General features: G+C 67.9%; 13 protein-coding genes. 7 read left to right on the top strand and 6 right to left on the bottom strand.

Going from position 1 to position 12,014, the window contains the following annotated elements; translation table 11 throughout:
* Positions 1-130: 130 nt before the first annotated feature.
* Genes E3T42_RS16170 through E3T42_RS16185 form a run of 4 tightly spaced genes read right to left on the bottom strand, consistent with a single transcriptional unit; the run spans position 131 to position 4,902 of the window.
* On the bottom strand, positions 131-1,066 hold the full coding sequence (locus tag E3T42_RS16170) for an NUDIX domain-containing protein (RefSeq protein WP_134365295.1): 936 nt from the start codon (positions 1,064-1,066) through the stop codon (positions 131-133).
* Positions 1,063-3,237: an RNA degradosome polyphosphate kinase gene (locus E3T42_RS16175; protein WP_134365294.1), complete on the bottom strand. Its 2,175-nt coding sequence runs from the start codon at positions 3,235-3,237 to the stop codon at positions 1,063-1,065. Before E3T42_RS16175 ends, E3T42_RS16170 begins: the two co-directional genes overlap by 4 nt.
* Positions 3,238-3,293: 56 nt before the next feature.
* On the bottom strand, positions 3,294-4,235 hold the full coding sequence (mshD, locus tag E3T42_RS16180; RefSeq protein ID WP_134365293.1) for a mycothiol synthase: 942 nt from the start codon (positions 4,233-4,235) through the stop codon (positions 3,294-3,296).
* Positions 4,210-4,902: a response regulator transcription factor gene (locus tag E3T42_RS16185; RefSeq protein ID WP_241976268.1), complete on the bottom strand. Its 693-nt coding sequence runs from the start codon at positions 4,900-4,902 to the stop codon at positions 4,210-4,212. The genes mshD and E3T42_RS16185 overlap by 26 nt, the downstream gene beginning before the upstream one ends.
* Before the next feature lie 73 nt (positions 4,903-4,975).
* Between E3T42_RS16185 and E3T42_RS16190 the strand changes: the two genes are divergently transcribed.
* From E3T42_RS16190 to E3T42_RS16205, 4 genes are all read left to right on the top strand, one after another.
* On the top strand, positions 4,976-5,239 hold the full coding sequence (locus E3T42_RS16190) for a hypothetical protein (RefSeq protein ID WP_134365292.1): 264 nt from the start codon (positions 4,976-4,978) through the stop codon (positions 5,237-5,239).
* A 155-nt stretch (positions 5,240-5,394) separates the two neighbouring features.
* The gene (locus tag E3T42_RS16195) at positions 5,395-6,009 is read left to right on the top strand and encodes an FABP family protein (protein ID WP_134365291.1); all 615 of its coding nucleotides are present in this window, start codon (positions 5,395-5,397) and stop codon (positions 6,007-6,009) included.
* 18 nt (positions 6,010-6,027) lie between these two features.
* Positions 6,028-7,221: a folate-binding protein YgfZ gene (locus E3T42_RS16200; RefSeq protein ID WP_134365290.1), complete on the top strand. Its 1,194-nt coding sequence runs from the start codon at positions 6,028-6,030 to the stop codon at positions 7,219-7,221.
* A gap of 54 nt (positions 7,222-7,275) precedes the next feature.
* Positions 7,276-8,028, top strand: coding sequence for a phosphoglyceromutase (locus tag E3T42_RS16205; protein WP_134365289.1), 753 nt, complete (start codon positions 7,276-7,278; stop codon positions 8,026-8,028).
* A gap of 76 nt (positions 8,029-8,104) precedes the next feature.
* Here E3T42_RS16205 and phoU read toward each other — a convergent pair whose 3' ends face one another.
* Positions 8,105-8,761 (bottom strand): phosphate signaling complex protein PhoU, encoded by a 657-nt coding sequence (phoU, locus tag E3T42_RS16210; RefSeq protein WP_134365288.1) that lies wholly within the window; start codon positions 8,759-8,761, stop codon positions 8,105-8,107.
* Positions 8,762-8,940: 179 nt separating this feature from the next.
* Here phoU and E3T42_RS16215 point away from each other — a divergent pair, with 179 nt between their 5' ends.
* Positions 8,941-10,095 carry a cell wall metabolism sensor histidine kinase WalK gene (locus E3T42_RS16215; RefSeq protein WP_134365287.1) on the top strand — a complete coding sequence of 385 codons (1,155 nt, stop codon included), beginning with the start codon at positions 8,941-8,943 and terminating at the stop codon, positions 10,093-10,095.
* On the top strand, positions 10,092-10,772 hold the full coding sequence (locus E3T42_RS16220; RefSeq protein ID WP_134365286.1) for a response regulator transcription factor: 681 nt from the start codon (positions 10,092-10,094) through the stop codon (positions 10,770-10,772). Before E3T42_RS16215 ends, E3T42_RS16220 begins: the two co-directional genes overlap by 4 nt.
* 74 nt (positions 10,773-10,846) lie before the next feature.
* Here the strand turns inward: E3T42_RS16220 and E3T42_RS16225 are convergent, their stop codons facing one another.
* Complete coding sequence (locus E3T42_RS16225) at positions 10,847-11,326, bottom strand: hypothetical protein (protein ID WP_134365285.1); 480 nt, start codon at positions 11,324-11,326, stop codon at positions 10,847-10,849.
* A gap of 167 nt (positions 11,327-11,493) precedes the next feature.
* Here E3T42_RS16225 and E3T42_RS16230 point away from each other — a divergent pair, with 167 nt between their 5' ends.
* On the top strand, positions 11,494-11,976 hold the full coding sequence (locus tag E3T42_RS16230) for a CarD family transcriptional regulator (protein ID WP_134365284.1): 483 nt from the start codon (positions 11,494-11,496) through the stop codon (positions 11,974-11,976).
* The last annotated feature ends 38 nt before the right edge of the window (positions 11,977-12,014 follow it).

Consider the following 12,014-nt stretch of genomic DNA (forward strand, 5'->3'; position numbering starts at 1 on the left):
GACCGGTGCTGGCCTCGGGGAGACACTATTCCTCGTGGTTAACGACACCCCTGCACGCAGGTGAACGGAAGGTTAACGCATCGTGGCGGGCCGCTATGGGCCCGCCACCACGCGTTGAAGGAATGCCCGGTCAGACCGCGGGCGAGTGGGTTTCGATCGCGACGATCCCGGCGCTCGGATTGTCGGCGGAGAGGTGCACGACCGAGAACGATCCCGTTTCCAGCGCCGCGGCATCCGAAATGTAGGAACCGTATGTGCTGCCCGTGGCGAGGGCGATCTCGTGCAGGATCTTCGGCAGCACCGGCCCGTGGCTGCAGATGACGGCCGTCTTGCGCGACCGCACCCGCTTGCCGATGCCGGACCGCACATCCGCGGTGCCCTGCTCGAACGCGTCCTGACTGTACCGCTCGGTGCGCTTGACCGGGATGCCCGTGGCCGCGGCCAACGGGGCGACGGTGGTCACACAGCGGGTCGCCGTGCTCGACACGATCCGGCGCGGCTGCCAGGCGGTGATCGTGGGCACGATGGCGGTGGCCTGCTTCACGCCCCGCTCGGTGAGGGGCCTGCTGCTGTCCGTGCCGTCCCAGTTGCCCGGCTGCACCGCCTTGGCGTGCCGGAGCGCGATCAGGGCGAACGTGCGGGTGACGCCGGTGTCGACGAGTTTCGCGAACGCGTCGATGATGTCGACGTCGGGCGTGTAGCTCAGGTAGGTTCGGGCCTTCTTGATGGTGACCCACTCGATCGCGGCCACCTCGCCGTTCGGGACGAACGTCGACTGCTGGATGGCTTCCGGGGAGACCTCCGCGGCCCAGTAGTGCACGATCTTCTCGCGTCCGTTGAGCAGAGAGTAGGCCGAGATGCCCAGCGGCACCCCCAGGGCCACGGCCAGCCCGGTCTCCTCTTCGATCTCGCGCACGGCCGTCTGCGGCAGCGTTTCACCCGGATCGAGTTTCCCCTTCGGAATGGTCACGTCGCCGTACACGGTGCGGTGGATCAGCAGGACGTTCATCTTGCCGTCGATCAAACGCCAGCAGACGGCGCCGGCGGCGTAGACGGGGTCGGTCATCGACGGCCCGTTGGGCGCTTGCGGAGGGAGATTTGTTGCATGAGCCTGTTCTGCATGTCGTCGAGCGGCTGCCCGGATTCGTCCTGGTGGTGTCTGGTCCACTCGCCCGAGCTGTCCAGCCACCACGACGAGGTGCGGTCGTCCATCGCCCGGGTGAAGAGGGCGTCGATTTCGGTGAGGTGGTCAGGGTCGACCAGGCGCACCAGTGCCTCGACGCGGCGGTCGAGGTTGCGGTGCATCATGTCGGCGCTGCCGATGTAGACCTGCGGGTCGCCGTTCGTGTGGAAGGAGAAGATCCGCGAGTGTTCGAGGTAGCGGCCGAGGATGGAGCGCACCTTGATGTTCTCGCTCATCCCGGGCACGCCCGGTTTGAGACTGCAGATGCCGCGTACCCAGATCTCGACCGGCACCCGGGCCTGGCTGGCCCGGTAGAGAGCGTCGATGATGGCCTCGTCGACCATGGAGTTGACCTTGATCCGGATGCCGGAGGGCTTGCCGGCCTGGGCGGCTGCGGTCTCCGCCGCGATGCTCTTGAGCAGCCCTCGGCGCAGGTGCAGCGGCGCCACGAGCAGGCGCTTGAACTTCTTCTCGATGGCGTAGCCGGAGAGCTCGTTGAACAGCCGGGTGAGGTCCTTCCCGACCTGCGGGTCCGCAGTCAGGAGACCGAGGTCCTCATACATCCGGCTGGTCTTGGGGTTGTAGTTGCCGGTGCCGATGTGGCTGTAGTGGCGCAGCACCCCGCCTTCGTTCCGCACGACGAGGGCGAGCTTGCAGTGGGTCTTCAGGCCGACGAGGCCGTAGACCACGTGCACGCCGGCCTTTTCGAGCTTGCGGGCCCAGGTGATGTTCGCCTGCTCGTCGAAGCGGGCCTTGATCTCGACCAGCGCGAGCACCTGCTTGCCGGATTCGGCGGCGGCGATGAGCGCTTCCACGATGGGGCTGTCCCCGGAGGTGCGGTACAGGGTCTGCTTGATGGCGAGCACGTTCGGGTCGGCGGCGGCCTGCTCCAGGAACGCCTGCACGCTGGTCGCGAACGACTCGTAGGGGTGGTGCAGCAGGATGTCCCGGCGGCCGATGGCGCTGAAGATGTCCGGTTCCGCGTTGGGCTCGGGCGCGAGCAGCTGCACGGCCGTCGTCGGGACATGCTTGGCGTACCGCAGGTCGGGCCGGTCGATGCGCAGGTCGAACAGGCCGCCCAGGTCGAGCGGCGCGGGCAGGCGGTAGACCTCCTGCTCGGTCACGTCGAGCTCGCGCACCAGCAGGCCGAGGGTGACCTCGTCCATGTCCTCGGTGATCTCGAGGCGGATGGGCGGGCCGAAGCGGCGACGCAGCAGCTCCTTCTCGAGGGCCTTGATCAGGTTCTCGGTCTCGTCCTCTTCGATCTCGACGTCTTCGTTGCGGGTGACCCGGAAGACGTGGTGTTCGAGGATGTCCATGCCGGGGAACAGGTCGCCGAGGTGGTTCGCGATCAGGTCCTCGAGGGTGATGAAGCGCACGCTGTCGACGTTCTCCCGGCGGTCCACGCGCACGAAGCGCGGGAGCATGGTGGGCACCTTGAGCCGGGCGAACTCCTGCTTGCCGGTCTTCGAGTTGCGCACGCGCACGGCGAGGTTGAGCGAGAGCCCCGAAATGTACGGGAACGGGTGCACCGGATCGACGGCGAGCGGCATCAGCACCGGGAAGATCTGGTTCGAGAAGTAGTCGCGCAGGGAACGGCGGTCGGCTTCGTCCAGGGTGTCCCAGTTGACGATGTCGATCCCGGCTTCGGCCAGGGCCGGGCTGACGAGGTCCTGGAACGCGTGGGCGTGCCGGTCCTGCAGCACGTGCGCCGTGGCGGAGATGTCGGAGAGGGCGTCCTGGGGTGCGCGCCCGATGTTGGTCGGCACGGCCAGCCCGGTGAGGATGCGCCGTTTCAGTCCGGCCACCCGCACCATGAAGAATTCGTCCAGGTTGCTGGCGAAGATGGCGAGGAAGTTCGCCCGCTCCAGCGCCGGCAGGTCGGGATCCTCGGCGAGTTCGAGCACCCGCTGGTTGAACGCCAGCCAGCTCAGTTCGCGGTCGAGGTACCGCTCCTTGGGTAACGCCGGATCGTTCACTCCGATCAGGGGATCGAAGTCGTCGTCAAAGTCGCTGCCCAGTCCCGATTCGGTCTGGATGTTATCGCCGTCCATCTCCCCATCTTGACACTGTGAGGCACACGGATGCGACGATCCGGCATGAACACCGGCTAACGAATGTGTCGGTGGTACTGCACATCGACCGTTCGGTCGGTGAAACCGAGGGAGCGGTACAGGTTCACCGCCGCGACGCTGTCGGCCTCCACGTAGAGATCCACGGTGCTGCAGCCGCGTTCGCGGAGGCGGTCGAGGCCGGCCTGCATGAGCCGGCGGCCGAGGCCGCGCCCGGCGGCATCCGGATGCACGCCGATGACGTAGATTTCGCCGACGGGGGAGCCGGGCTCCACCTTGAGCCAGTTGTAGCCGAGTAGTCGGCCGGACGCGGCCTCCCGGGCGAGCAGGAAGTCGCCGGCGTCGAACCAGGATTCCGCCTGGCGGGCCGCGAGGTCCTGCTCGGTGATCAGTCCCTGTTCCGGGTGGCTCGCGAAGACGAGCGCGTTGAGCGCCACCCAGTCCGCGTCGTGCGTGCCGGGCCGGAACGCCTCGATGACGATGCCGTCCGCCGGGTGGGCGAGGTGGGCCGGGTTCGCCGGGTCGGCCCCGTCCGGAACGGGCGGGGCGGCCGTCAGGTCCTTCCGCAGCTGCAGCAGGGTGCGTTCGGCGGCGAACCCGAAGCGTTCGGCCAGGGCCCGGGCCGCCGGGTGGTCACCGTGTGACCACAGGCGGAGGTCGCCCGGGGCATCCGTCAAAAGCCGGCCGAGGGCGTCGCCGCCGTGCCCGAGCCGCCGGGCGGCGGGGTCGATCACGAGGTCGAGTTCGCCCGCGCCGATGATCCCCGCGCCCACGACGCCGGTGTCCGCGTCCCCGGGGTGGGTGTCCGCGTCCCCGCTCGTCACGAGGAACGGCGTGCGCCGCCCGGAGGCCAGGTCGAATCGGGCCTGCTCGTTGAACGGCTGGTAGTCGTCGTGGGCCGTCGCCGCCGCGGCGACGCGGTCGAACTCGGCCGCGAAGGCCGGGTCGGAGAGGTTAGTCGCGGACCGGATGAATGCCACGGGTCCCGTCCTGCTCGGTCACGTTGAAGCGGTAGCCCACGTTGCGCACCGTGCCGATCAGCGATTCCTGGTCGCCGAGCTTGGCGCGCAGCCGTCGCACGTGCACGTCGACCGTGCGCGTGCCGCCGAAGTAGTCGTAGCCCCAGACCTCGCTGAGCAGCTGCTCCCGGGTGAAGACCCGCGACGGGTGGGCGGCCAGGAAACGCAGCAGCTCGAACTCCTTGTAGGTGAGGTCGAGCGGGCGGCCGTGCACCTTCGCCGAGTAGCTGGCCTCGTCGATGACCACGCCGGCCGCGCGGATGGTGGCGGATTCCTCCGGCCGCGGGGTACGACCGGCGGCCAGACGGATGCGGGCGTCCACCTCGGCCGGTCCGGCCGTGTCGAGGATGACGTCGTCGACGCCCCAGTCCGGGCTCACCGCCGCGAGACCGCCTTCCGTGATCACCAGCAGCACCGGCATCAGGCTCCCGGTGGTGCGGAGGATCTGGCAGAGGGACTTGGCCCCGATCAGGTTGGTGCGCGCGTCGACCAGGACCAGATCGGAATCGGGCGCACGAACGAGCTGATCCGGCTGGGCCGGAATGATGCGTGTGCTGTGCGACAGCAATGCGAGGGCGGGAAGAACGTCAGTGTTGACCGCCGAGGTCAGGATCAACAACTGGGCCACGCGCACCCTCCAAAGATCGTGGCCCCATACTAGCGTGCCGCCGAATGATCGCCGGGCAGGGCAGAATAAGAGAGTGAGCTGGCAGTGGAGAAGTGTCGTGGGGGTCTGGGCCTTCGCCGTCGTGTGCGCGGTCCTGGTGGGAGCGTTGTCCCTGCCCGGCCAGCACCTGGTCTGGGTCGGCCTGTCCTTCGCGGGCTGCGTGATCGGAACCCTCTGCGTGCAACTGGCCACCGGCCGTAAGGACGGCTACGTGGACCGTGTGACGCGGAGCCTGGCCGGAGCGGTGGTCGTGCTCGCGGTCGCCTCCGGAATCTTCGCCCTGATTGGCCTCGTCTAGTAATCGAACCTCCCGCGGCGGGATAGAGTGAACGCATGTACACCCTTGCACTCGAAATCTTCTTCCTGGGGCTTCTCGCGCTGGCGAGCCTGTCGATCGCCTGGGTCTCCGGCATGGTCCTGTTCAAGCTGTTCCGGGGGCAGCGGTAACCTTCGATGTTCGAGCTCCCCACCCAGCTCCCCGCCGAACTCGTTCCACTGTCGTGGCTGCTCGGTGTCTGGGAGGGCTCGGGAGTGCTCGACTATGTCGTCGGCGAGGAGTCGGTCAGCCGCGAGTTCGGCCACCGGCTCAGTTTCAGCCATGACGGCCTGCCGCACCTGAACTACAGCTCGTACACCTGGCTCGAGCCGGAACCCGGCTCCGACAACGGTGAGAAGACCCCACTGATGACCGAAACCGGGTACTGGCGGCTGAGCCGCCCCCAGGGCGCCGGCGACCCGGGTCCCGGCCTGCTGCCAGCGGAGGGCGCGCATCCGTTCGTGACGGCGTCGGCGGTGGAAACGCTCCGCAACGCGGATGGCGGTTTCGACATCGACGTGACCATCGTGCACCCCGGCGGTGTCGCGGAGATCTACCTCGGCGAGGTCAAGGGTCCGCGGATCGACCTCGCGACGGATGCCGTGATGCGCACCCAGGGCGCTAAACCCTACTCCGCCGCGACGAGGCTCTACGGCCTGGTCGACGGCCACCTGCTCTGGGCCTGGGACATCGCCGCACTCGGCCAGAGCCTGCGAACGCACGCCTCCGGACGCCTCAAGCGCGTCGAATAACCAGCTGGAAAGAGCGCCATGACCGCCGCATCCGTGCCCTCAGAAAACGTGCCCTCGGAAAACGTGTCCCCGCTGCTCGAACTCGACGGCGCCGTGCAGGCCGACGGGATCGACGCCGGCGTGGCCGCGCACTACGGCGGCCCCCTCACCGAACAGCGCCGCCTGCTCGCCGGCGAGGCCATCGTCGACTTGTCCCATTACGGGGTGCTGAGCGTCGCCGGGCCGGACCGGCTCACCTGGCTCAACTCGATCTCCAGCCAGGAGCTGCGCCACCTGGCCGCGGGAGAATCCTCCGAGACCCTCCTGCTCGACCCGACCGGCCGCGTCGAGTACGCGATGCAGGTCATCGACGACGGCGTGGAGACCTGGCTGCTCCTGGAATCGGCACAGCTGCCCGGCCTGCACGCGTGGCTCGACAAGATGCGGTTCACGCTGCGGGTGCAGATCGTCGACCACACCCTCGCCTACGCGGTAATCGGGTCGATGGCGGCGGACGTGTCCGCGCTGCCCCTCAGCCCCGCGGCCCCGAACGGTGTTCTGCTGGTCTGGCACGACCCCTGGAACCAGGTCGCGAGCGGTGGCTTCCAGTACGCGGATGCCCCCACTCACCCCGGAGCCGCCTGGCGCTGGACCGAGGTCCTGGTGCCGCGCGCGACCCTGCCCGCCCTGCGCGACTCCGTGCGCCACGGCACGGTCGGCGTCGCCGGCCTGCTCGCCCTCGAAGCCCTGCGGATCGCCGCCTGGCGTCCACGCCGGGCGACCGAGGTCGACGAGAAGACCCTGCCGCACGAACTCGACTGGCTCCGCACCGCGGTGCACCTCAATAAGGGCTGCTACCGGGGGCAGGAGACCGTGGCGAAGGTGCACAACCTCGGCCACCCGCCCCGGCGCCTGGTGCTGCTGCACCTCGACGGCTCGGACTCGGTCCTTCCCGCCCACGGTGACGAGGTCCAGGCGGTGCGGAAGCTGCCGGACGCAACCGAGGAGCACCGCGGCGTCGGAATCATCACCTCCAGCGCCATCCACTACGAGCTCGGGCCGATCGCGCTCGCCGTGGTCAAACGCACGGTGCCGGCCACGGTCACCCTGCACGTGCAGTCCCAGGGCATCTCCGTCGCCGCGGCGCAGGAAGTGATCGTGCCGCAGTCGGCCGGGTCGGTCGCCGAGATCCCCCGGCTGCCGCGCCTGGGCATCCGCACGCCCGGTCGTTAGGTCCCGCCTGCCGCGCTTACTCCCGGCGCCCGCCACATCGGTAGAGTTGAAGTCATGTCAGATGCATACAACCTCATACTTCTCCGTCACGGCCAAAGCCTATGGAACCAGGAAAACCTCTTCACCGGTTGGGTGGACGTCAGGCTGAGCGAGCAGGGAGCCGCCGAAGCCAAGCGCGCCGGTGAACTTCTCGCCGAGTCGGGCCTGCTGCCCGACGTCCTGCACACCTCATTACTTACCCGCGCCATCCAGACCGCGAACATCGCGCTCGAGGAAGCCGACCGGCTGTGGATCGACGTGAAGCGCTCCTGGCGCCTCAACGAGCGTCACTACGGCGCCCTGCAGGGCCTCGACAAGGCGGAGACGCTGGCCAAGTTCGGCCCCGAACAGTTCCAGCTCTGGCGTCGCTCGTTCGACGTGCCGCCGCCCGTGCTGGCCGACGATTCCCCCTGGTCCCAGGCGCACGACGTGCGTTACGCGAACCTCGGCGACGACCTGCCGCGCACCGAATGCCTCAGCGACGTCGTCGACCGGATGCTGCCCTACTGGGAATCCGACATCTCGACCGACCTCCGCGCGGGCAGGACGGTGCTCGTCACCGCCCACGGCAACTCGCTGCGCGCCCTGGTCAAGCACCTTGACGGCATCAGCGACGCCGACATCGCCGAGCTGAACATCCCGACCGGCATCCCGCTGGTCTACCGCCTGGGCGAAGACCTGATGCCTCTCGGCCCCGGCCGCTACCTCGACCCGGAGGCCGCCGCCGCCGGCGCCGCCGCCGTCGCGGCGCAGGGAAACAAGAAGTAGACCGCATCCCCGCACCCCATTAAGAAGAAAGCCCCGGAAGCAGTCGATCGCTTCCGGGGCTTTCTCGCGCTCGGGGTTACGCGTTGGTGTTCTGCTGCCACGCCCCGGTGCCGAGGTACTGCACCTTCTTCGCGATCGACACGGCGTGGTCGGCGAAACGCTCGTGATAGCGGCTGGCGAGCGTCGAGTCGACCGTGTCAGCGGCCTGGCCCTTCCAGGTCTCGCCCAGCACGGCGTCGAACACGCTGAGGTGCAGGGCGTCGACCTTGTCGTCCTCGTTGCGGATGGTCTCGGCCAGGAGCATGTCCTCGTTCGTCAGCAGCTCGGTCAGCATCTTCGCGATCGCCGTGACGAGCGCGCCCATCTCCGCGAACGTGCCGCGCAGGCTCTTGGGAACGACCTTGTCCGGGAAGCGGTAACGGGCGAGCTGGGCGATGTGCGTGGACAGGTCACCCATCCGCTCGAGGGACGCGCTGATCCGCAGCGCGCTGACCACGATGCGGAGGTCGCGCGCGACCGGCTGCTGGCGGGCGAGGATTGTGATGGCGAGCTCGTCGAGTTCGATGGTCAGTTCGTCGATCTTCTCGTCTTCACTGATCGCTTCGTCGGCGAGACTCACGTCGGACTCGTTGAAGGCCCGAGTGGCTTTGTCGATGGAGATCGCGACGAGGCGGGAGATCTCGATGAGACGATCCTGCACTTCGGCGAGTTCCTGCTGGAAAACTTCACGCATGTGTGTGGTCCTTCCTGGGCGCGCGGTACGCGCAGACACGTGAGACGCACCTGGCCCCGTTCACGATCCTCGCGGACCGAGGTGAACGGCAGGTGCCGAGATACTGAACACTACCTGAATCGGTCAGGGCGCCGGGTTGCTTCGTCAGACGACGCAACAAGTATCAGTAATCTGGGTATATGGAATCGACAGGGCTTGTGCTGGTGTCGCTGGCACTCGGCCTCGCCGTCGGCGCCGGATTCATGACCCTGCTGCACGTGGCCGAACGTCACGGCCGGCGGGCGGCCGAGGTCGTGAACCCCGCCGTTCCCGACGGCATCGACCAGGTGCTCGACGCGCTCGAGACCGCGGGGGCCGTCCTCGATCCCTCCAACAACGTGGTCAAGGCCTCGCAGGCGGCGGTGTCGATGGGGCTGGTCTGGAACCGCCAGCTGGTGCATCCGGAACTGCTGGAACTGGCCCAGCGGGTGCGACGCACCGGCGAGCCGGTCTCGGAGAACCTCGTGCTCTCCCGTGGGCCCTTCGGCGACGCGAGCATGCGCGTGCGCGTGCGGCTGGCCCGGCTGGGCACACGGTACGTGCTCCTCCTGGCCGAGGACCGCACGGAGGCGTTCCGCCTCGACGAGGTGCGCCGGGACTTCGTCGCGAACATCAGCCACGAACTCAAGACGCCGATTGCCGCGGTGGGATTGCTGGCTGAGGCGCTCGAGCAGGCCGCGGACGAGCCGGTGCAGGTGCGGCGCTTCGCCAGCCGCCTCACGACCGAGTCCGGCCGGCTCACCCGGCTGACCCAGGAGATCATCGAACTCTCCCGTTTGCAGGCCCAGGACGCCCTGACCGAACCCGAACTCCTTAACGTGGACACGATCGTCGCCTCCGCGGTGGACCTGAGCCGGGTGGTGGCCGACGCGGCGAAGATCACCATCGCCGTCGGCAAGAAGTCCGGCGCGCTCGTGAACGGTGACGAGCGACTACTCGTGATGGCGGTGCACAACCTCGTCGCCAACGCCGTGAACTACTCTCCGGAGGGGGCGAGGGTCGGAGTGGGGGTGCGCCGCAACGACGGCGTCGTCGAGATCACCGTCACCGACCAGGGTGTGGGCATCCAGGAAGCCGACCTGGAACGCATCTTCGAGCGCTTCTTCCGGGTGGACCAGGCTCGGTCCAGACACACCGGCGGCACGGGCCTGGGGTTGTCGATCGTCAAGCACGTGGTGCAGATCCATGGCGGGGACATCCGCGTCTGGTCCCAGCCCGGCAGCGGCTCGACATTCACCATCCGCCTTCCAGAGGCACCACACCCCGCCCCGGCGGCGATAGGAGACACCCCGTGACCCACATTCTGCTGGTCGAAGACGAGCGTGCGCTCAGCGAGCCGCTGAGCTTCCTGCTCGAGCGGGAAGGGTACGAGGTCACGGTCGCCGAGGACGGACCGAGCGCGATCAGCGAATACGATCGCACCGGCGCCGACCTGATCCTGCTCGACCTGATGCTCCCGGGCATCCCGGGCACCGAGGTGTGCCGGGAGATCCGCACCCGCTCCTCGGTGCCGATCATCATGCTGACCGCCAAGGACTCCGAGGTCGACATCGTGGTCGGCCTCGAACTCGGGGCGGACGACTACGTCACCAAGCCGTACTCGACCCGGGAACTGCTGGCCCGCATCCGGGCGGTGTCCCGGCGGCGCACCGAGGAGGTCGCCGAGGACGACACCGTGCTGGCGGCCGGCACGGTGCGGATGGACCTCGAAAGTCACACGGTCACGGTGTCCGACGACACCGTGAACCTGCCGCTGAAGGAGTTCGAGCTGCTCGAATACCTCTTGCGCAACGCCGGCCGGGTTCTCACCAGGGGCCAGCTGATCGACCGGGTCTGGGGCGCCGACTACTTCGGCGACACGAAGACGCTGGACGTGCACATCAAGCGGATCCGTTCACGGATCGAGTCCACCCCGTCGGAGCCGCAGATGCTGGTCACCGTGCGCGGGCTGGGCTACCGCTTCGAAGCCTGACCGCTCGCGCGGCGTGCCGACGCCGGCCAAGCCCCGCGGGGCCCGGCCGGTCGCGCCTGGTCGGCTGCTGGTGGTTACGGCGCGGCGGTCGGAACGAGCGTGGAGTAGGTCTCCAGGGAGCCGTCCAGGACCGGAACCAGCAGTTCGATGCCGGTCTCGTTGCCGTACTGCATGAAGACGGGGAAGAGCGAGCCCGGCTGGGTGTCGGCGTCGGTGACCGACACGGTCGGGGCATCCGGTGTACCGATGGTCACGCTCGAGTTCGCGTCGACGTTGACCTTCTGGGTGACCTTCTCCGTGGCCCCCTTGTACTGCACGTTGAGGCTGTGCGCCGAGTCTCCGGTGTTCACGACCGTGACCAGGAGACTGGCGGTGGAGCCGTCCTCGGACAGCAGGACCGCATTGCGGATGGCGAGGTCGCCCACATCGCCGCTGACGCCGTCGCTGGCGTCATACTTCGCCGTCGTCGACTGCGGAGCCAGCAGATTGCAGCCGCTGGTTCCCAACAGGATGCCGGCCGCCACGACGACGGACACGATGATTCGAGCTCTCACAAGACCTCCACAACAGTTCACCGTTTTGCCCGATGGCCAAACGCTGCAAATTTCGCTTTGGCACCAGCTTACTGGCTGGAGCGGGCCGCCCGGCGCGCCAATCGGCGCGGCGAACCCTACCACCGACGGCTGTGGTATCATAGACGCTGCTGAAGGGATATCCATACATGCTTTTTGAGGTCGGAGAAACCGTCGTTTATCCCCACCATGGAGCCGCAACGATCACCGAGGTGAAGACGCGGATCATCAAGGGTGAAGAAAAACTGTACCTGAAGCTCAATGTCACTCAGGGTGACCTCACCATCGAGGTGCCCGCCGAGAACGTCGACCTGGTCGGCGTTCGCGACGTGATCGGCAAAGAAGGACTCGACAAGGTGTTCGAGGTGCTGCGCGCGCCGTTCACCGAAGAGCCCACCAACTGGTCTCGCCGGTACAAGGCCAACCTGGAGAAGCTCGCCTCCGGTGACGTCATCAAGGTCTCCGAGGTCGTCCGCGACCTGTGGCGCCGCGACCAGGACCGCGGCCTGTCCGCCGGCGAGAAGCGCATGCTGGCCAAGGCCCGGCAGATCCTGATCTCCGAACTGGCCCTCGCGGAGAAGACCGACGAAGAGAAGGCCTCCACCGTTCTCGACCAGGTCCTCGCTTCATAACCACGCTCTCGTTGGAAGGCGGCGCCGTGAGGTGCCGC

The sequence above is a fragment of the Cryobacterium sp. TMT4-10 genome, assembly GCF_004403275.1.
GTDB classification, from domain to species: Bacteria; Actinomycetota; Actinomycetes; order Actinomycetales; family Microbacteriaceae; genus Cryobacterium; species Cryobacterium shii.